Here is a 17,852-nt window from a genome sequence, read left to right on the forward strand (position 1 = left end):
TAACCACTCTGAAATACTACCTTAATTTTTCCTTAATTCCTATATTTTTGGAAATGGAGTGATATGATAGGTTTGAACAAACTAGATTAGGAGAATAACCATGCAAGATTCAAGATTACTGCTTGTTGATGACGAACAAGCCATTTTGCACATGCTATGCACGATTTTGCAGCGTGAACAATTCAGAAATATCGATACAGCCTCTACTGCTGCACAAGCATTAGAGCGCTGCAGGTCCTATACCTATGATCTTATTCTATTGGATGTGATGCTCCCTGATCGCAGCGGTTTTGATATTTGCCCTTTAATAAGGGAAACGACTGATGCTCCCATCTTCTTTCTTACTGCACGATCCACCGACCTTGATAAACTTTCAGGATTTGCCTTAGGAGCAGATGATTATATTACCAAGCCCTTTAATCCGCTTGAAGTGGCTGCGCGAATTAAAGCACACTTGCGCCGACATAAAGGAAGTCAGCCTGTTCCCGTACAGACAATCTATGATTTTGGCAGAATTAAGATCAATACTTCAGCAGGGGAAGTTACTGTTTCTGGAAAAAGGATAGACCTGCCAGCGCAAGTCTACCAGCTTCTCCTATTCTTAAGCAAACATCCCAATCAGCTTTTCAGCAAAAGCCAGCTATATGAGCATGTATGGGGAGAAGAAGGATTCGGTGAGGATAACACGGTCATGGTGCACATCCGAAAGCTCCGGGAGAAAATTGAAAGCAATCCAAGCAGCCCCTTCCACATTATTACAGTAAGGGGACTTGGCTATAAATTTGTTCCGGAAGGCAGTATTCATGAACATCCATAGACGATTCATCTTTCAATTTTTTGTCCAATTAATTACCGTTTTTGTGCTCTTTTTTATCATTCTGATTTCTTTTTGGGCTTTTCTTGGTTTTTCAATGATGGATTTCGAATCCAAACAGGATCTCTCCAAAGCTGAAGATTATTTTGTATCTGACCATGTTAGCTTTAAAGACGGGAAGGCCTTTTTTAAAGAGGAATTGAAAAGCCTGGCAAAGGAACAGAATGGATGGCTCCTTGCCATTAATGAAACCGGGGATGTTCTGGGCACTTTCAATATGCCGGATAAAGCTCCTAAAAAGTTAAAGAAAAGTGAAATCGCCGCCATTACTTATGGGGAAAGCAGTGAAGCCCATTATACATATTGGAAGATCGGCACTAAACCGCATTTTGTCCTTTTTGGAAAAGCCAAGGCTGAGACTAAACTTCTGAATCAAATATCCCGGCGTGTGGATTGGAAACAACAGAAGCTGAACCTTTCTGAAAACGCAGAGGACGAAATATCCAGGAGAAATGCCTGGGTCCAGCTTATTGCTCCTGAAGGCAATGTATTGGATGAGTATGGAGCCAAAAATCAGCCGAACAAATACTCAGTCAGAAAGCTATTCGCAGAGCAGGATACGGAAGGCAGCACACCAGCAGTATACTTTGACCAAAACACAGAAAGTGCCATCCTGTTAGGGATTCCTGCTGACAATAAGGCATCCACTCTGGAAAAAAGTTTATTTGAAAGCCTAAATAGAAGTCTCATTATCATTTTTGTCATGGCATTTCTGCTGCTTCTGGGCGGAACTCTCTGGTATGCACGCAAATTCGGTGTACCTCTGCTGACATTAATGAAATGGATTCAAAACCTGGGGAGCGGGCTGTATCAGGAGCCGGCAGATGTCCATGGCAATCCGGTAACACTCAGCAGAAAAGGAAAATTGAAAAGAAAGTTCCGTATTTATAAAGAATTGATTACAACCTTAACACAGCTTACCGAAACTCTTCAGCAAAATGAGAAGCAGCAGCGGATGATGGCCAATACTAGAGAAGAATGGATCAGCGGTCTTTCCCATGATTTAAAAACTCCGCTATCCTCTATTTCCGGATATGCTCAAATGCTTGCCTCCAATGATTACACATGGTCCGAAAAGGAAACAAAGGAGTTCGCCCTCATTATGGCTGAAAAATCGGATTACATGATGGACCTGCTGGAGGACTTAACTTTAACTTACCGTCTCAAGAACAATGCTCTCCCAATTGCCAAAATGCGGACCGACTTAAACGAATTCATTCGCCGAATCATCATTCATTACATTAATGATCCAGTCTATCAGGACAGAACATTCCATTTCACTCCGCACCCTGAATCCATTACGGCTTCCATTGACCCCAAATGGTTTCAGCGGATTTTGGATAATATCATAGCCAACGCGATTAAATATAACCCGCCAGGCACAGCCATTTCCGTTAGCCTCTCTTCCATAGAAGAACATCTGATTGTCATTAACATTAAGGATGATGGCATCGGCATGGACAGCGTCACACTCGGAAAGCTCTTCAGCCGCTACTATAGAGGAACCCATACAGGAGAAACAGGAAGCGGATCGGGACTGGGCATGGCCATCACCAAACAGCTTGTCCACCTCCATGGAGGTACCATCAATGTTCAAAGCGAGCCGCAAAACGGCACCCTCATCCGGATTATGCTGCCAGTCAATTAACATAAGAAAAGCGGAAGCTCCTTGCCCATGAAGGAACGCAGACTAAGATCGGCACGTCCTTCCAAAAGCTTCCGCTTTCGGTCGTGCTATGTTTATGCTTTCGAAGCCTTTCCTGTCCTGCGGGCCTCAGGCATAAGACGGTCCTGCAGGAAGGCGTTCTCCCTTTTGAAAGGAAACGGCTTCTTACCCCGAGTCCCTAGGAGCCGCAACAAATTCATGCTTGTGACCTCGAGGGGGCAGGCACTGGAGCTAGACTGTTATCGATGTTCAAAATTATATAAAAAGAATGCCAAAGTGCACTCTTTTTTCTTTCTAATTCAATTCAATCAAACGTTTGATTGAACTAGATAATGTCTCATTTTAGTCCCAGGCTAATACTAATAAAAATCCCAGCGCAAGGCATAGCCTCATAAAAAGAATGCAAACTAAAAACGCAGATGCCTTAATGAATATAAAGGGGTGAAACTCATGGCAAAGAATAAGAAAAACCAATCAGATCATAAGAATAATGCACTTCCTAAGGATACAGAATTTGCGGATGACAGAGAAAATGGTCTTGAAAGAGTCGCTTTAAAAGCCCAAAGAGACAACACCAAGTAAGGACATATGGGACAGTTAAACTGTCCCTATTTATCCCTGTCATTACGGCCAAAATGCATGTGGTATACTTTTCGTGGTTTAGTTTCATCTTCAATATTGCTGATAAATCGTTCTTTAACCTCCTCCATAAGCAGACTCGCAAGCTTTTCAAGCCTTTTTGGCCCGAATCCGGTCAATTTTTCAGAGATTATTACCTTGAATTCACCAGATTGCTTATACACTCGAATACTTCCATGCCCAGTTCTTTTTGTTTTTCCTGCAGTAAAATCAAATTCATACTTTTGCTCAATAAAGGAAGAAACCTCGGGAAGACCCAAATTCTCATATAATGGCGGAAATTGATGATGGACAGGAGGATCGGTGAACCGTATGGAATCTATGTTCATAACCCCTCTCCTCTCAATGTTTACAGTAATTATCTCCAATTAGGGGTGAATTCACGCGAACCTTTCCAATACTGAAATTGTTTTTGCCGGCATGGACTGATAAAATCCTTATATAAGAATGGAAACAAAGGAGTTTTTTTTATGATCAATAAAATTGGAAAAATCACAGTATACGTTGAGGACCAGGAACAGGCAAAGGATTTTTGGCTGAGTAAAATGGGATTTGTTTTAAAGCTCGAGCAGCCTATGGGACCAAATGCTGCCTGGATTGAAGTTGGGCCAAGCAATGATGAATTTACAACTTTAGTTCTTTATTCTAAGGAAGCCATGGAACAGCAAAACCCTTCTGCAGTTGCCCACCCATCCATTCTTTTCAGCACATCTGATATTGAAGCTGCCTATAAACAAATGAAACAAAATGGCGTGGAAGTTGAAGATATGTTAAAAATGCCTTTTGGAACTATGTTTACGTTTAAAGACCAGGATGGAAATAACTACTTATTGAGAGAGGATAAGTAATTCTAAGACGACCTGTCCTTCAAGTGCGGAGTGGACAGGTCTTTTTCTCTTAGCCTTCAAATGCCTTCTTCAAAGTATTCAAATCAATCTTTTTCTCCATTTGGAGCAATGCCTTCATTACCCGTTCGGTTTTTTCAGAATCATGGCTGCTGATCATTTCGCTTAACTCTGCAGGTACAATTTGCCAGGATACCCCAAACTGATCCTTAAGCCAGCCGCAAGCCTGTGCCTTTACATCCCCGCCTTCAGAAAGCTTTTCCCAATAGTAGTCTATTTCTTCTTGATTCTCACAATTGACTATAAATGAAATTGCCTCGTTAAACCTAAATTTTGGCCCGCCATTAAGAGCAGTAAACTCCTGTCCATCCAGCTGAAATTTCACAGTCATAACCTTTCCCTCTGTCATGCCGCTAAGTTCGTGCCTTTCATTTCCATAGCGGGTTATCTTGCTGATAGCTGAGTTCTTAAAAATAGAAGTATAAAAGTTTGCTGCCTCTTCGGCTTCTGTATTGAACCATAGGTTTGGTGTGATTTTTGGATTTTATGCTTCATGCCATCAACTCCTGTTTAGATGCTCTTCACCTTCATTTTAGCTTAATTTTGAGTTTGATATTTAAAGTAATTACTATTTGCCTAATAGTCAATAAAGCCTGTCACTCTTAGCGACAGGCATAACTCATTATCCCAGGAAACGATGATACAGATTCTTCGCCCCGATAATGTCTCTTACCCCGTGAATCAGCACTCTTCCATCCTTAAATACAACCACTCTGGCCTGATCGATCGAAAATGAGAGCAAATAAGGATTGCTCTCTACATTGATACCTTGAGAGACCAGGGATTTTTCCAGATAAGCAACATCCATATCTTGAAGGGCTGAAGGCCGGATTTGAACGGTATCCCTCCCGCAAAGCAGGGCTGTTTTTGTCTGATTTCTGTAGTCCAGGAAGGGATAAACTGGATCAGTCCCGCACGATAAGCACTGCGGATTCTTTAATGTAGAAACATTAACAGAACTAAAATGATTTTTCCATACATCAAAAGAAACAAGTGTCCCGCGTAAGGATTCAAAGCCTTCTGCCAATATCTTTAATGCTTCAGCAGACTGGTGAGCCGCAGCCATTTGAATAGCAGGCTGAATAACACCAGCCGTATCGCAGGTAATTCCCCCAATGGCAATTTGTCCATCAGGCAATTCAGGCACGGTGTCACCCCAGGCAAGATGGTATAGCTTAAACCATAGCTCCCCACACAGCCTCCATATATCCAGGGAATCCGGTGCTTTTGAGATATATCATTGATCAGAAAGCGAATGTCAAAATTATCTGTTGAGTCAATGATTAAATCAACACCCTTAACCAGCTCTTCAATTTCCTGTACTCCTACATCCATAACCCGGGGGATAACTTGCACCTCAGAATTGATGACTTTTAGGCGGTTAGCCGCCGCTATCGCCTTTGGCACTTTTCGTACAGCGTCCTCTTCACAATAAAGCTGCTGGCGCTGCAGGTTGCTCCACTCCACATAATCCCGGTCGGCAATGGTTAATTTGCCGACACCTGCCCTTGTGAGGGTTTCTGCATTCGCAGCCCCTAATGCACCAGCCCCTATGATTAAAACATGTTTTTCCCTAAGCCTTTTCTGGCCTTCTTTGCCAATGGGAGGGAATAACATCTGGCGGGAGTATCGCTCATTCAACTAAAAATCATTCCTTCCGCCGGGCTGCTTGCTGATGCATAACGTTTTTGGGGCATCCTGCCTGCTTCATAGCCCAATCGCCCTGCTTCAATGGCCAGTTTCATTGCTTGTGCCATTTTAACAGGGTCTTTTGCAGAGGAAACAGCCGTATTTAATAAGACTCCATCTGCTCCCAGCTCCATTGCCAATGCCGCATCTGCCGGGCTCCCAATTCCAGCATCCACAATAATCGGGACTGCAGCCTGCTGAATAATAAATTGGAGATTAACAGGGTTGATAATTCCCTGCCCGGAACCAATTGGCGAAGCACAAGGCATGACCGCGTGGCAGCCCAGTTCTTCCAGCTTTCTGGCAAGCACAACATCATCAGAAGTATACGGCAGGACAATAAATCCCTCGTATAATAGGATTTCCGCCGCTTTTAGTGTTTCTACCGGATCAGGCAAAAGTGTTTTTCTGCAGCCGATTACCTCAACCTTTATCATGTCGCACAGCCCGGAAGCTTTGGATAGCCTGGCAATCCGCACAGCTTCCTCGGCTGTCTTTGCTCCGGCCGTATTAGGCAGTAATTTATATTTCTTTAAATCCAGCTTTTCCAAAAAGTTGGGCTGGTTCGCTTCGAAAATGTTCATACGGCGTACAGCAAACGTAAGCACCTCTGTTTCAGAAGCTTCTACAGCTTCCTTTTGCACATCAAAGTTTGGATATTTTCCTGTTCCGAGCAGCAGCCTGGAGTTAAATTCATAAGGTCCAATTTTCAACAAATCATCCGCCTCCTACAAAGTGTACAATTTCGATTCGATCCCCATCTGTCAGAATGGTTTCAGCATGCGTGGATTTATCCAAAATACGCTGGTTTAGTTCGACAATGACTACCTTTTTCTCCAAATGAAAGTGCTCGAGCAGGCGTGAAACAGAATTAACTGTTTCCGGCAGCACCATAGCATCTCCGTTAATGACAATATTCATAAAAGCACCCCTTTTGACGAATGGACTAAACCTTCAAGACGGGACAGCCCAAATGGGTTAGGCTGCTCCGTTTTTCCTTCGAGGATGTCTGCCATCAGTACGCCTGTTGCCGGGGCAAGGAGGATTCCATTCCGAAAATGGCCGGCCGCAATATATAACCCTCTATAAACAGGATGTTCTCCTAAAAAAGGCTGGCCATCAGCCGATTGCGGACGAATTCCTGTCCAGGCCCGCTCCCATTCAGCCTTCGCTATATCCGGAACAAGGTTTTGCGCCTTTTCCATCAGCGAGGATATCCCCTCAAGGGTCACCTTCTCATCAAATGAATTGACCTTAACGGTCGCTCCAACTACTAATCTCCCAGATTGCTTCGGAACGATATAGCATCCATGTGAAAAGATCGTCCCTTGTACAAGCGGTTTTTCAGGTATCACCGAGAAGCACTCGCCTTTAACCGGGATAATGGGCAGCGAAAGGCCCGTTCTTTCAAGAATTCCCCTGCTCCATGCCCCGGAAGCAACAATAACGGAATCTGCCAAAAATTCTCCCTGGCTGGTTCTGACCCCATAAACCTTTTCATCTTTTAAAATAAAATCTGATACATGTGTATACTCATATATTTCTGCGCCAAGGGCTATTGAAGCTTTTGCAAAGGCAAGGGACAATTCATATGCCTGAACCTGTCCGTCATTCGGTATATACATGGCCCCCCTCAATTTATTTGATACGAATGGTTCACGTTTGATCAGGTCATCAATCGAAAACCATTCGGCCTGCTCACCCGCTTTTTGCTGGCTTTCTATCAATCTTTTTAATGTCTGCCCCTCCTCTTTATTAGCCGCCACTTTATATACACCCTTATTTTGATAGCCAATATGCACTTGTGATAAATCTTCCAGTTCAGGAATCAGGATCCGGTACATGGAGCGGCTTTTGCATGCCAGCTGAAATAGCGGGCCGTCTTCAGCCAGTTCCGTTTGGGCTCCTAAAATTCCAGCTGCCGCTCCGGAAGCCTTGCCGGCTATTTTACCCTTATCCAAAACGGCCACTTTATACCCTCTTTTAGCCAATTGAAAAGCAATGGAGCTTCCGTTAATGCCACCGCCAACTATAACGGCGTCATAAATTTTCCTCATTTTTTCCCCTCCTCATTTAACTTTTTTGAAAAGAGCTTCGCTGCCTCTGCAGGGTCCTTTGCCTGCAAAATCCCTGACATTACAGCAATGCCATCTGCCCCCGCCTCCAAGACCTCAGGGACTCTCTCTGGTTTAATGCCTCCAATTGCCATTACCGGAATTTCTACTGCCTTTTTAAGAGCCTCCAGTGACCCAGTGCCCCTTGGCGGGATTCCCTTCTTGGAGTCGGTTTCAAATATGTGCCCAAACAGGATATAATCAGCCCCCTGTTTTGCAGCCTCTTCTGCTTCTTCAGAAGAATGTACGGAACATCCGATGGGCATATCTAGAAAATGCGTTTTGACAACACGGACTGGAAGGCTGTGAAAAGCAAGATGGGCACCTGTTTTACATGCCCATGCAACATCCACCCGATCATTTATAACAATTTTATGAATGGGGATTCCCTCATTACAAAGCAGCTTAACTCCTTCATATAGCTCCCTTGAGGTTCGATGCTTTTCCCTCAAGTGGAACCTGTCTGCAAAGGGTTCCACTTCACCTGCTATCTCAGCAAAAGCCTCTAGAGATAGCTTTCCATCTGATATAACATGCAGCTGTTTCCTCATAGCGATAACTCCCCTGTTTTTTTATGCTTTTAGCAAATTAAAAACCACCTTCTAAATAGAAAGTGGCTGTACGGGGCTTATGAATATAGCCCCGATACTCCACTTCCCTACGCTGGTATGCCAGATCAGGTTCCAAGGGTTTTAAAGCTTTTGCTTTAATCTCAGCCTGCAAACGGCACCCCCAGCAGATATAATTACTATTAAATTTCTAAAATACTATTTTTACTGATAAATACTTCCCCCGGTTTTTTTAAATTCCTCAGCTTTTTCTTCCAAGCCCTTCTGTATCGCTTCGTCCGTGTCAAGCTTATTCTCTTTTGCATAATTCCGGATATCCTGCGAAATTCTCATGCTGCAGAATTTTGGCCCGCACATGGAACAGAAGTGAGCTGTTTTAGCCCCTTCAGCCGGCAATGTCTCATCATGGTATTCCAATGCGCGTTCAGGATCAAGCGACAGATTGAATTGATCCCTCCAGCGGAATTCAAACCGGGCTTTTGACAGGGCATCATCTCTTTTTTGTGCTCCCGGGTGGCCCTTTGCCAGATCTGCAGCATGCGCTGCAATTTTATAAGTAATGACACCCTCGCGTACATCATCTCTATTTGGCAAACCCAAATGTTCTTTAGGAGTAACATAGCAAAGCATTGCCGTACCATACCAGCCTATCATGGCAGCCCCGATTGCAGAGGTAATGTGGTCATATCCTGGAGCTATATCTGTTGTTAGGGGCCCAAGTGTATAAAATGGCGCTTCCTTGCAGATCTCCAATTGTTTATCCATATTCTCTTTAATTAAATGCATTGGAACATGGCCAGGTCCCTCCACCATTACCTGTACATCGTGTTCCCATGCAATTTTCGTCAACTCCCCAAGTGTCTCGAGCTCTGCAAATTGAGCCTCGTCATTGGCATCTGCAATCGATCCCGGGCGCAGCCCATCCCCGAGTGAGAAGGCCACATCATAGGCTTTCATGATCTCGCAGATTTCTTCAAAATGTGTATATAAAAAGTTTTCTTTATGATGATGCAAACACCATTGGGCCATAATGGATCCGCCCCTCGATACAATTCCGGTTAAGCGTTTTGCCGACAGCGGAACATACCTCAAAAGGACACCTGCATGAATGGTAAAGTAGTCAACCCCCTGCTCAGCTTGTTCGATTAAGGTATCTCTGTAAACTTCCCACGTAAGATCCTCGGCAATGCCATTAACTTTTTCAAGTGCCTGATAAATTGGCACGGTGCCGACCGGAACGGCAGAGTTCCTGATAATCCATTCACGTGTGGTATGAATATTTTTGCCTGTAGATAGATCCATGATCGTGTCTGCTCCCCATCGAGTAGCCCAGGTCATTTTTTCTACCTCTTCCTCAATAGAGGATGAAACAGCAGAATTTCCAATGTTCGCATTAATTTTTACGTGGAAATTCCTTCCGATGATCATCGGCTCTGTCTCAGGATGATTGATATTGGAAGGAATGATTGCCCGCCCTCTTGCTACTTCAGACCGCACAAATTCCGGATCCATATTTTCCCGAATGGCTATATACTCCATCTCAGGAGTAATGATCCCCTTTTTTGCATAGTGAAGCTGGGTAACATTCTTTCCTTTTTTTGCTCTCAATGGCTTGCGGGATAAGCCAGGAAAAACTTTATGATTAGCACGCGGATCATGTTCATCGCGGTACCCATTATCCTCGGGCTTTATTTTCCGCCCATCATACTCTTCAACATCCCCGCGTTCATGAATCCACCGGCTTCTCAGAGCAGGAAGCCCTTTTTTAGATCTGCCGTATATTGAGGATCCGTATAAGGTCCGCTCGTATCATATACTCGAACCGGCTCATTGATTTCCTCTCCAAAAGTTCCGGAAGTAGGACTTAACTCTATCTCACGCATTGGAACCTTTATATCAGGCCTGGATCCCTCCACATAGACTTTTTTGCTGCCAGTAAAGCACGACATAATGGAAATGCTCTTTTGATTTAATGAACTTGCCGTCATTGATCATCTCTCCCTTATAAAAATATAAGGACGAGACCTGGAACCAAGGAAGTGCCAGATATGTAAAAAAGCCGGTCCACATAAAGATGGACCGGCTAACCGAAGATGTCTTTGCACAAAGAAACTTTTGCACATTCTAACTTCCCCACGCTGGTATGATCCAGATCAGGTCCAAAGAGTCAAGAAACTTTAGCGCGTTTCTTTCTCAGCCCAAGCTATTGGGCACCCCTAGTTATTGCTATTAAATTCAATTTTAGTATACAGAATTGCGGAAACAAATGAAAGGAATTATTTCAGAATTCTGTCAGATGAAAAATTTTGCCTTTATTCTGCTCCTTACCCCGTTTTCCTTAATTCAATTTTTTTACTTCTGAATGAATATCAAAAACGCCTGTCAGCGGCAGACGTTTTCCGTGAATTATGCGGGTTAGTTCCCGTCAGACTCCTCATCATTCATATCCATATCACTTTCATCCATACTCTCTTCATCCTGTGGTGATTCTTCATTCATGCCGGGCTCCTCCATATCAGATTCTTCTGATGTGCCAGGATCCTGCATTTCATTATCTTCATTATTGTTTTCTTCCATCTGATTATCTTCCAATTCCACATCTTCCGTTTCCGGCGGCGGATCTTGTTCATCCGTTCCGCATCCTGCCAACAATAATCCTGCACTCAATGGAACTGATAGCCATAGCTTCTTATAATTCATGTATTGTCATCTCCTTTTGCAGTATTATGTTTCTTTAAGACCTTACCCTTTTAGCAGGAGGCCAAACTTTTCTGATCCTTAATAGCCCACCATCCGATTAAATCCCTGATATCTGCAAATACTATCCCTGCCACAAATACTGGAGGATGAATGATGAGAGTACTTTTCACCCTTATTTTATTTAGCTTCCTGGGAATGCCTCTATTCAGCGGACAGCCCGCTGAAAAAGAACAAGGGGATCAGCAGGGTCTTTCGGAAGAATATCACGGCCATGTTGAAGAACGTACAGAAGCACCATACAAGCAAATTCAATTGCTGGGCATTAATGATTTCCATGGGCAGCTGAATGTCACTCGGCAGGTTAACGGCAGACCGGCAGGACGCGCTGATTACCTCGCTGCCTATTTGCGGCAGCGTGCTTCTGAAAATAAAAACACCCTTTTGCTGCATGCTGGCGACATGATTGGAGCTAGCCCGCCAGTATCCGCTCTTCTGCGGGATGAACCGACTATTGAATTTTTGAATAAGATGGGGTTTGATATCGGAACTATCGGTAATCATGAATTTGATCGAGGATCTGATGAACTGCTTCGCCTGCTAAGTGGCAGCAGCCCTTCAGCGGCAAAAGTTTATTCCGGTTCCCATTTCCCATGGATTGCAGCCAATGTCATCAGTCAAAAGTCAGGCAAGCCCTTTCTTCCTCCATATAAAATAGTAAACGTTAGCGGGATCCCAATTGGATTTATCGGAGTCATCACGAAAGAAACATCGGCTATTACCGCGCCAAACAGTGTGAAAGATCTGATCTTCACCGATGAAGCTGAAGCCATCAACAAGTATGCCCGAGAACTTAAAAAACAAGGAGTAAGAGCCATTGTGGTACTAGCGCATGTTCCTGGAAAATCAGAACCAAATGGTGAGCATGCAAGAGGCCCGTTAATAGAGTTGGCCCATCAGGCGGATGACGAAGTGGACATTATTTTCGGAGGCCATAGTCATGCCTATCTGAACAGTGTGGTAGATGGAAAGCTTCTTGTGCAGGCCTACTCATATGGCACTGCCTTTTCTGATGTAGATATAGAAATAGATCCCCAGACAAAGGATATTGTCCGCAAACACGCTGAAATTGTGAATGTTTTTCAAGAGAATATCCAGCCCGCAAGCGACATAACCAGGATGATCGAGAGCTATGAAAGAAAAGTTGAACCCTCGGTGAACAGATATATTGGCACTGCTGCCATTCCAATCACAGCCGAACAAAACAGAAGCGGTGAATCAGCCCTGGGCAATCTTATTGCCGATTCCCAGCGGGCAGTGATGAACACAGATTTCGCTTTCATCAATCCGGGAGGAATCCGGGCAAACATTGACGCCGGCAGAGTTACATGGGGAAACTTATATGTCGTCCTCCCCTTCAGCAATCACCTTGTCAAAATGAACCTAACAGGCAGCCAAATTCGTGATGTCCTTAATCAGCAATGGCAGCCAAATTCAACAAGAATTCTTCAGATTTCCGGCTTCTCTTATTCCTGGTATGACAGCCAGCCTTCCGGTGAAAAAGTAAAAGATATTTATCTTCCTGACGGAACAAAATTGGATTCGGACAAGATCTATTCGGTCACTGTAAATACCTATCTCGCTGATGGCGGAGACAATTTTACAGTATTCCGAAAAGGGACGAACAGAGTGACCGGACCAAGTGATATAGATGCACTAGTGGACTATATACAGAATTCAGCACAGCCATTCAGCTCCGCGATTGAGGGACGCATAAAAAGAATAGACTGAAAAAGGACAGCTCGGGGACTGTCCTTTTTTCTTGTTCATTTAATACTAACAGCAGGATCGACATCATATCCTTCTATTAGGATCAGAAAGAAAGGAATAGGATAATGAAAAAGTATATTTATTTTCTCATGCTGTTCGGCGTCTTTTTTCCATTTTTTCATAAGACAGCCATTGTTTTTGAAAACTGGAGATTGTGTACAAATACATCCAAATTGATAGGGATCCAGCTTTATGGACTGGATTCAATGAGAAACCTTCTAATATCATCACTGGCGGCCCTGGTTGCTTTCTTTTTCACCCAGCTATTTATTGTGTGGGACAAAAAACATAAAAGTTCTTAAACATATGAATTGAAGCCTATTCATAAACCGTAAATTGCGGTTTAGTCGGATGGTCAATGACAAGAGCATCATTTGGAAATTTTAAGAGCTTTTTATACAAAACAAGGTCTCCAAAACATCCAACTGTCAATATCGCCCCTAATATCGATAATCCAGGCATATTCAGTACAATTCCAAGAACAAGGGGCAATAAGCCAGTCGGAATGAATGGCAGCATTAAAACCTTTTTCATTTGCTGAACCGTCACTGGCTGTTTAGCATGAGCATAGGCCACACCCAATTTCAAATTGACTCCCCAGGACATTTCGCTCCATGGGACACCGCCAATATAGCGGAAACCTGCCAAATGGATGGCTTCATGCAAGATAACGATAACGGCCATACCAGCTAAAAATAATAGCATACCTATAAGATCAAAAGACATTTCTCCTCCGCCATATATTACGGCATGTAAAAAGAGCACCCCAAATACCAGCGCAATCGTTGCTATGAATAAATAAACCTGCAATTTCATCATTGAAATGGAAACAACCGTTTGTTTTTTATTTTCCAAATTTTCACCCCGCGAGGAATTGGTCGATTACCTATATTTACGGATCACAAACAGCAAAGTTTCAAAAAATGGCTATTGCCGGCAGCTCCCCATTGCCTTTAGCCCTCCGCTTCTAATGCATTACCTTTACCTTGAAGCTTCAGCTGAATAAAACCAAAAATGGACGAAATGATTAATAATATTCCTGATAAAATGTAAATAAGCCGAACACCGATTAGATCAGTTAAGACCCCTATGCCCAAAATGGAGAAAACGAAAATCAATTCGTTTAAGACAGATTTAGCAGCAAGAATTTTCGTGAGCATTGTTTCATCTGCACTATTTTGATACATAGTGGTTTGCGCAAGATCCCGCAGCTGATAGGCAGGTCCCATCAATATTACAAATAGCAGCGCTAAGAAAGGATTCGAAATAAAACCATACCCCAAGGTAAGAATCCCGAAAGCACTGGATCCAATCAGCATAAAAATAATCAAACGGCCTTGCAGTAAATAAGAAAGCCGATAAATGAGGATTCCTCCAGCAATAGTGCCTAAGTAATATCCTCCGTTGATATAACCCCACCAAGACTCCCCTTTCCAAGGGCATCCTCCACATAGGTTAACGTAACTGCACCAATCCAAATCGTTCCTGCCCAAGCTTCTATTAAATCCATTATGATCAGGACTCGAAGCCCTTTATCCTGGAGGAGTATTTTCCAGCCAGCCGTTAGACTGGACAGCATCCGGAAGTTTGAGTTCACAGCAGGTGATTCGCTTTTTTATCAAAAACAAGCTTAGAATAGAAATAACAAGCAGAATGATCGTAATGATCAATGTGGATTGTTTGCCAAGGAAAGCTAACAGGATACCGCCAAAGGTCCACCCTGCAAACAAGAAAGTCTGGTCAACACTTGAGAGCAGGCTATTCGCTTTGACTCTTTGCTTTTTAGGAACAACAGCTTTTACCATGGACATTTTAATAGGCGAGAAAAAGCCATTGAAAAAGGATATAAGGGCCAACACTAAGAAAATAGCCATTAACATAAAATCCTTCATTTGCTGCAAGAATAATATCATTAATCCAGCAATCAGAACGATCTGGCTTATCTGGGAAAACTTCAATAGATTTACTGGCTGAAATCTATCCGAAATGGATGGAAGCAGTATATTACTGATCATTCTCGATATTACACTAATCAATGTGACGGCTGCAGAAAGTGCTGTGCTCCCTGTTTCATTATACAAATGCAGCACAACAGCCATCGTGTACAGGGCAAACCCAAGATTCGTTGCTGTCTGGCTTACTAGAAGAGCGTAAAATGAACGATTCATCACTATCCCCCTATCTAAAGTCGTTGCAAACCGGCATGATTTCTATAAAGTTAAGCTCTTAATCTAATATTGAAAATCTATCATTTAGCTTAACATATTGAAAAATGCCTGCAGCAGCCAGCTCGGTAATATGTTCTAACAATATAGATCATGGTAGCTTGTTCCTATTTTTCAGAAAAACATATCACGATTTTCATGAATGTCTGTATAATCAACTTAAACTATTAATAGAAAGGAGCTCAACAGAAAACGTGCTTTACATATGGGATATCGAAAAGATTATAAAAAACACCTTGGATGGGTTCCAATTGGATATTAACTATGAGTTCTGCAATACACTTACTGCACCCATGAGCTACAATGTCTCAACGAATACAATTAAATTTAACTACCTGAAAGTGAACGGCTACATTGCAAAAATTAATTTTAAAATTAAAGAAACAGATGAGAACCTGGTTAAATTAATGCTATTCCATGAAATCGGGTATTATCTGGACTTCAAGAAAAACAAACATGACATAAGAACGCTACTGTACGGAGAAGATGACGAAAAAGAACAGCTCATGTCTGAAATAGAAAAAAACTCATGGGATTATGGAAGAAAAATAGTACCTGAACAACTGGTAAATTCCTATGATCATTTACGGGAATTGGATAAAATGTTCAGCTAGAAAAAGAAATGCGCCTCATTAAGAGACGCATTTCTTTATTAATTCGGTTCCACATGGACGTGAACATCATAAACCCCATAATCCCTCATCATCACTTTCTCCACATGTGTCGCAATATCATGGGCTTCCTTAATATCAAGCTTGGAATTAACCAAAATGACCACATCGATCACTTCATTGTTTCCATAGCTTCTGCCTTTAATATCTTTAATGCCTTTTACCCCGTCTACATTTTTGATGACATCCTGATAATGCTTAATCTTTTTTTCATCAAATCCATCAGAAAGCTCATGGGAGGCTTGTACAAAAATATCCCAAGCCGTTTTGCATATTAAAAACCCGACAACTATGGCTGTTAATGGATCAAGCCAAGGCATGTTCAGCTGCGAACCAAAAATTCCGACGGCAGTGCCTATACTCACCCATGCGTCTGAAATATTGTCCTTTGCCGCTGCCATTACGGCCTTGCTGTTAATTTTAATAGCTAATTTTTTATTATATCGGTATACAAAGTACATTGCAGCTCCAGAAAAAACTCCCGTATATGCCGCAATTATATCAGGAGATTCATTAACCCCATCAAACATGGATGAAACAGCATTAAGCAGAACTTGAAGACCTACTGCAGCCATAATGAAGGATGCTACCATGGAAGCAATGGTTTCACTCTTCCAATGGCCATACCCATGATTTTTATCCGGCGGACGCTGAGAAATCCTCAGCCCTATAAGCACTGCAATTGAAGCAATTATATCTGTTGTATTATTCAATCCATCCGCTTTCAAAGCAGCAGAGTCACTCACATATCCAATTGTTAATTTTAGTACAGAAAGACATATATAAGCTGCAATACTAATAAAAGCAGCACGCTCGCCTAACTTAAGGTTATGATACTTTTCCTCTTCCATGCCCCAGCCTCCTACTTTACCCTTGATTATATTACCAAGCGGAATTCGGGTGGGTCTAGAGCAATCTTTTTGTCTTTTATTAAATAAATAAGCAAAGTGCAATTAAGTTGTACTAGTGAAAATTTAAGCCAGCCCCATAAAAGGCTGGCTTGATTTGAATCATCTTAATGTGCATAAAGAAGAAACAGAATTTGTACAGCATGAAAGAAACAGCCCATCTTCCAAGCAAAACTATGCCTTCTTAAGACTCGCCTCAAACAAATCGATAATTTCCAAAAATCTCTCAGCTTCTCTAAACGTATGGTCAGCCAGAAGAGGATGAATATTGCTTTTGATCCGGCATGCCTCTATTAATTCTCTGGCTGTTTTCTTAAAGTCCCTTAACGAAGCAACTGATATTTTATTCTCATTTAAAAAATGGCTAAGTATTGGTTTCGTTTCTGATTCAGGCTGCATAGAGTCAAGATCAACAGCTTGAAAGACCAATTGGTCAAAATCATGGCTAAACTCTCTTGCCTGTTCTACCAGCTTTCTTTCCGAAGGATCTAGTAAATGGCCAATAAACTTAGCATGGTCAGCCATGATCCTTAGAAAGAAGACATTTTCTTCTATAATGGCTTCCGGTTTTGGTGCGAGTATCCCTGAGTTGAGGTCTTTTAATCGATTTGCAAAGTATGCAGCTTCTCTGCTGATATGGTCAATTAATAAAGGAAAATTATTTGAACGGATTTCGCATCTTAATGTCAGCCCCAGCACTTTCCTCTTATAGCTCCAGATGGCAGCAGCTGCTTGATAAACCTCGTTATTAAATGCTTGAACCTGTCTAAGTTCTGAGTTGATTGTAAATCTGGCCAGCTTTTCCTCGATTCTTTCAAATAGAGCGATAAATTGCTGTGCTTCGGCAATTAATTGTTTCTGTTCATAGGTAAACCCCAAACTTAAAAATAGTGCATGTTCTTTCATAATCCTGGACCAAAATTTAATCTCATCCAGCGATCTAACGACTATTGGATCCGCCATGTCATCCCCTCCCCAATTACTCACTCCTTCTCATATATATTTATGATTTCCTGCCATTATTCTATTTTATTGAAGCTGATAAACAAGCTGATAAATGTAAAA

At 42.4% G+C, this 17,852-nt stretch carries 19 protein-coding genes, 2 pseudogenes and 2 riboswitches; of the genes and pseudogenes, 7 read left to right on the forward strand and 14 right to left on the reverse strand.

The genetic code is table 11. The features are described from left to right. Positions 1–100 precede the first annotated feature (100 nt). The 3 genes from M5V91_RS19665 (at position 101) to M5V91_RS19675 (ending at position 3,122) form a co-directional block, all read left to right on the forward strand. Positions 101–817, forward strand: a complete 717-nt coding sequence (locus M5V91_RS19665; protein WP_251175603.1) for a response regulator transcription factor — start codon at positions 101–103, stop codon at positions 815–817. Beyond that, the gene (locus M5V91_RS19670; protein WP_251175604.1) at positions 804–2,522 is read left to right on the forward strand and encodes a sensor histidine kinase; all 1,719 of its coding nucleotides are present in this window, start codon (positions 804–806) and stop codon (positions 2,520–2,522) included. The genes M5V91_RS19665 and M5V91_RS19670 overlap by 14 nt, the downstream gene beginning before the upstream one ends. Positions 2,523–2,990: 468 nt before the next feature. Then, on the forward strand, positions 2,991–3,122 hold the full coding sequence (locus tag M5V91_RS19675) for a hypothetical protein (protein WP_019381124.1): 132 nt from the start codon (positions 2,991–2,993) through the stop codon (positions 3,120–3,122). 26 nt (positions 3,123–3,148) lie between these two features. Here M5V91_RS19675 and M5V91_RS19680 read toward each other — a convergent pair whose 3' ends face one another. Continuing rightward, the gene (locus M5V91_RS19680; protein WP_009335507.1) at positions 3,149–3,508 is read right to left on the reverse strand and encodes a hypothetical protein; all 360 of its coding nucleotides are present in this window, start codon (positions 3,506–3,508) and stop codon (positions 3,149–3,151) included. 141 nt (positions 3,509–3,649) lie between these two features. Here M5V91_RS19680 and M5V91_RS19685 point away from each other — a divergent pair, with 141 nt between their 5' ends. Then, the gene (locus tag M5V91_RS19685; protein WP_251175605.1) at positions 3,650–4,027 is read left to right on the forward strand and encodes a VOC family protein; all 378 of its coding nucleotides are present in this window, start codon (positions 3,650–3,652) and stop codon (positions 4,025–4,027) included. Positions 4,028–4,076: 49 nt separating this feature from the next. Here the strand turns inward: M5V91_RS19685 and M5V91_RS19690 are convergent, their stop codons facing one another. The 8 genes and pseudogenes from M5V91_RS19690 to M5V91_RS19725 form a co-directional block, all read right to left on the reverse strand. Next, the gene (locus tag M5V91_RS19690) at positions 4,077–4,559 is read right to left on the reverse strand and encodes a VOC family protein (protein ID WP_284522297.1); all 483 of its coding nucleotides are present in this window, start codon (positions 4,557–4,559) and stop codon (positions 4,077–4,079) included. A gap of 147 nt (positions 4,560–4,706) precedes the next feature. Then, positions 4,707–5,725, reverse strand: a pseudogene (locus M5V91_RS19695) (MoeB/ThiF family adenylyltransferase). After that, a complete protein-coding gene (locus tag M5V91_RS19700; RefSeq protein ID WP_251175608.1) occupies positions 5,722–6,489 on the reverse strand; it encodes a thiazole synthase in 768 nt (255 codons plus the stop codon). The pseudogene M5V91_RS19695 and the gene M5V91_RS19700 overlap by 4 nt, the downstream one beginning before the upstream one ends. Before the next feature lies 1 nt (position 6,490). Continuing rightward, complete coding sequence (thiS, locus tag M5V91_RS19705; RefSeq protein ID WP_251175609.1) at positions 6,491–6,694, reverse strand: sulfur carrier protein ThiS; 204 nt, start codon at positions 6,692–6,694, stop codon at positions 6,491–6,493. After that, entirely contained in the window at positions 6,691–7,830 is a 1,140-nt protein-coding gene (thiO, locus tag M5V91_RS19710) for a glycine oxidase ThiO (protein WP_251175610.1), read from the reverse strand. Before thiO ends, thiS begins: the two co-directional genes overlap by 4 nt. Further along, positions 7,827–8,438 carry a thiamine phosphate synthase gene (locus tag M5V91_RS19715; protein ID WP_251175611.1) on the reverse strand — a complete coding sequence of 204 codons (612 nt, stop codon included), beginning with the start codon at positions 8,436–8,438 and terminating at the stop codon, positions 7,827–7,829. Before M5V91_RS19715 ends, thiO begins: the two co-directional genes overlap by 4 nt. Positions 8,439–8,525: 87 nt before the next feature. Beyond that, a riboswitch (TPP riboswitch) is annotated at positions 8,526–8,631 on the reverse strand. A 29-nt stretch (positions 8,632–8,660) separates the two neighbouring features. Next, positions 8,661–10,444, reverse strand: a pseudogene (thiC, locus tag M5V91_RS19720) (phosphomethylpyrimidine synthase ThiC). A 125-nt stretch (positions 10,445–10,569) separates the two neighbouring features. Then, a riboswitch (TPP riboswitch) is annotated at positions 10,570–10,684 on the reverse strand. A gap of 187 nt (positions 10,685–10,871) precedes the next feature. Continuing rightward, the gene (locus tag M5V91_RS19725) at positions 10,872–11,156 is read right to left on the reverse strand and encodes a hypothetical protein (protein ID WP_009335528.1); all 285 of its coding nucleotides are present in this window, start codon (positions 11,154–11,156) and stop codon (positions 10,872–10,874) included. A 153-nt stretch (positions 11,157–11,309) separates the two neighbouring features. Here M5V91_RS19725 and M5V91_RS19730 point away from each other — a divergent pair, with 153 nt between their 5' ends. After that, on the forward strand, positions 11,310–12,944 hold the full coding sequence (locus M5V91_RS19730) for a bifunctional metallophosphatase/5'-nucleotidase (RefSeq protein ID WP_251175612.1): 1,635 nt from the start codon (positions 11,310–11,312) through the stop codon (positions 12,942–12,944). Between the two features lie 104 nt (positions 12,945–13,048). Next, a complete protein-coding gene (locus M5V91_RS19735; protein WP_019381133.1) occupies positions 13,049–13,285 on the forward strand; it encodes a hypothetical protein in 237 nt (78 codons plus the stop codon). 16 nt (positions 13,286–13,301) lie between these two features. Here M5V91_RS19735 and M5V91_RS19740 read toward each other — a convergent pair whose 3' ends face one another. The 3 genes from M5V91_RS19740 to M5V91_RS19750 all read right to left on the reverse strand — a co-directional run bounded on the left by M5V91_RS19740 (position 13,302) and on the right by M5V91_RS19750 (position 15,151). Further along, positions 13,302–13,838 (reverse strand): DUF3267 domain-containing protein, encoded by a 537-nt coding sequence (locus M5V91_RS19740; protein ID WP_009335530.1) that lies wholly within the window; start codon positions 13,836–13,838, stop codon positions 13,302–13,304. Between the two features lie 98 nt (positions 13,839–13,936). Beyond that, positions 13,937–14,461 (reverse strand): MFS transporter, encoded by a 525-nt coding sequence (locus M5V91_RS19745; RefSeq protein WP_284521451.1) that lies wholly within the window; start codon positions 14,459–14,461, stop codon positions 13,937–13,939. Between the two features lie 54 nt (positions 14,462–14,515). Beyond that, entirely contained in the window at positions 14,516–15,151 is a 636-nt protein-coding gene (locus tag M5V91_RS19750) for an MFS transporter (protein ID WP_284521452.1), read from the reverse strand. 251 nt (positions 15,152–15,402) lie between these two features. On the opposite strand from M5V91_RS19750, the gene M5V91_RS19755 reads away from it, so the two are divergent. Further along, positions 15,403–15,822 carry a hypothetical protein gene (locus M5V91_RS19755; protein WP_019381135.1) on the forward strand — a complete coding sequence of 140 codons (420 nt, stop codon included), beginning with the start codon at positions 15,403–15,405 and terminating at the stop codon, positions 15,820–15,822. Between the two features lie 38 nt (positions 15,823–15,860). Here M5V91_RS19755 and M5V91_RS19760 read toward each other — a convergent pair whose 3' ends face one another. Together M5V91_RS19760 and M5V91_RS19765 are read right to left on the reverse strand one after the other, a co-directional pair. Continuing rightward, entirely contained in the window at positions 15,861–16,730 is an 870-nt protein-coding gene (locus M5V91_RS19760) for a cation diffusion facilitator family transporter (protein WP_009335533.1), read from the reverse strand. A 231-nt stretch (positions 16,731–16,961) separates the two neighbouring features. Then, the gene (locus tag M5V91_RS19765; protein ID WP_009335534.1) at positions 16,962–17,750 is read right to left on the reverse strand and encodes a DUF2935 domain-containing protein; all 789 of its coding nucleotides are present in this window, start codon (positions 17,748–17,750) and stop codon (positions 16,962–16,964) included. Between the last annotated feature and the right edge of the window lie 102 nt (positions 17,751–17,852).

The sequence above is a fragment of the Cytobacillus pseudoceanisediminis genome, assembly GCF_023516215.1.
Taxonomy (GTDB): Bacteria; Bacillota; Bacilli; order Bacillales; family Cytobacillaceae; genus Cytobacillus; species Cytobacillus pseudoceanisediminis.

What these genes read in the sequence shown, in the direction of transcription:
- M5V91_RS19665 (WP_251175603.1), top strand. Translation starts at nt 101, where the DNA reads ATGCAAGATTCAAGATTACTGCTTGTTGATGACGAACAAGCCATTTTG.
- M5V91_RS19670 (WP_251175604.1), top strand. Translation starts at nt 804, where the DNA reads ATGAACATCCATAGACGATTCATCTTTCAATTTTTTGTCCAATTAATT.
- M5V91_RS19675 (WP_019381124.1), top strand. Translation starts at nt 2,991, where the DNA reads ATGGCAAAGAATAAGAAAAACCAATCAGATCATAAGAATAATGCACTT.
- M5V91_RS19680 (WP_009335507.1), bottom strand. Translation starts at nt 3,508, where the DNA reads ATGAACATAGATTCCATACGGTTCACCGATCCTCCTGTCCATCATCAA.
- M5V91_RS19685 (WP_251175605.1), top strand. Translation starts at nt 3,650, where the DNA reads ATGATCAATAAAATTGGAAAAATCACAGTATACGTTGAGGACCAGGAA.
- thiS (WP_251175609.1), bottom strand. Translation starts at nt 6,694, where the DNA reads ATGAATATTGTCATTAACGGAGATGCTATGGTGCTGCCGGAAACAGTT.
- thiO (WP_251175610.1), bottom strand. Translation starts at nt 7,830, where the DNA reads ATGAGGAAAATTTATGACGCCGTTATAGTTGGCGGTGGCATTAACGGA.
- M5V91_RS19715 (WP_251175611.1), bottom strand. Translation starts at nt 8,438, where the DNA reads ATGAGGAAACAGCTGCATGTTATATCAGATGGAAAGCTATCTCTAGAG.
- M5V91_RS19725 (WP_009335528.1), bottom strand. Translation starts at nt 11,156, where the DNA reads ATGAATTATAAGAAGCTATGGCTATCAGTTCCATTGAGTGCAGGATTA.
- M5V91_RS19730 (WP_251175612.1), top strand. Translation starts at nt 11,310, where the DNA reads ATGAGAGTACTTTTCACCCTTATTTTATTTAGCTTCCTGGGAATGCCT.
- M5V91_RS19735 (WP_019381133.1), top strand. Translation starts at nt 13,049, where the DNA reads ATGAAAAAGTATATTTATTTTCTCATGCTGTTCGGCGTCTTTTTTCCA.
- M5V91_RS19750 (WP_284521452.1), bottom strand. Translation starts at nt 15,151, where the DNA reads ATGAATCGTTCATTTTACGCTCTTCTAGTAAGCCAGACAGCAACGAAT.
- M5V91_RS19760 (WP_009335533.1), bottom strand. Translation starts at nt 16,730, where the DNA reads ATGGAAGAGGAAAAGTATCATAACCTTAAGTTAGGCGAGCGTGCTGCT.
- M5V91_RS19765 (WP_009335534.1), bottom strand. Translation starts at nt 17,750, where the DNA reads ATGGCGGATCCAATAGTCGTTAGATCGCTGGATGAGATTAAATTTTGG.